Origin of the sequence: Erwinia sp. V71, from assembly GCF_965644245.1 — a bacterium.
GTDB lineage: Bacteria > Pseudomonadota > Gammaproteobacteria > Enterobacterales > Enterobacteriaceae > Erwinia.
On the sequence record NZ_CBFFRK010000278.1, the window covers coordinates 1 to 670 of the forward strand.

The window sequence follows — 670 nt, forward strand, 5'->3', positions numbered from 1 at the left end:
CAGGCAACCGTCTGTGGTGTTTGCAGAGCTAAGATTGGCGGCTTAGCGTTGCACTTCGGAGTTGAATCCGCCAAGCAGTGATTTTAAGGCGCAAAAAGTCCCGCTTAGTGGTGGCCTGTGGTAAGTTGAAATGAGCGAAAAGTGAGCGGGGTGGGGTATGGAGCTTGATGAAGAAAGAGCAACGCTGATCGTTAACGCCATTGGCCGGGCTGTGCTGTTGTTAAAATTCAGCGGTGAGCGTATAGCTGAGTATACGCTATCGGAGAAGCTGGAAGAGATGCGTCAGCAGGAAACAAACGTAATCGGTAAGGGCGTCTGCCGTGATGCAGCGGAGCTGGTCAGGTCGGGAAGTCTGCCGATGTCATAAAAAACCCGGCGCGGTGGCCGGGTCGTTATTTTATAGTGGTCTAAAATCACTCTGCAGCAGGTGGTTGTAATTCATCTGGTTGCTGAACTGGTATGGTTCCAGTTGTCTTTTCAGATCGTTTAGATTTTTCTCTGCTCGCTTTGCTAAGTTTTGACTTTCCTGGATTTGATCCTGAATCATTTTGTTCAGGACTTCCATCTCTGGGTGATTGTGCATTGTCAGCTCCATTAGGGAAGGTGCGATTTAATCGGTGGGGTTCAGTGGAGTCCTTAGCTGTATTAGCCTTAGCTGAGCTGTATTATC

2 protein-coding genes are annotated in these 670 nt (G+C 48.8%); both read left to right on the forward strand.

Annotated elements, in window-relative coordinates:
- Nucleotides 1-157 precede the first annotated feature (157 nt).
- Nucleotides 158-367 carry a hypothetical protein gene (locus ACSZO1_RS22650; RefSeq protein WP_437616653.1) on the forward strand — a complete coding sequence of 70 codons (210 nt, stop codon included), beginning with the start codon at nt 158-160 and terminating at the stop codon, nt 365-367.
- 92 nt (nt 368-459) lie between these two features.
- Nucleotides 460-670, forward strand: a 211-nt coding sequence (locus tag ACSZO1_RS22655; protein ID WP_437616655.1) for a hypothetical protein, incomplete at its 3' end; no start/stop codon positions are given.

Coding starts and splice junctions, on each gene's coding strand:
- ACSZO1_RS22650 (WP_437616653.1), top strand. CDS start 158: ATGGAGCTTGATGAAGAAAGAGCAACGCTGATCGTTAACGCCATTGGC.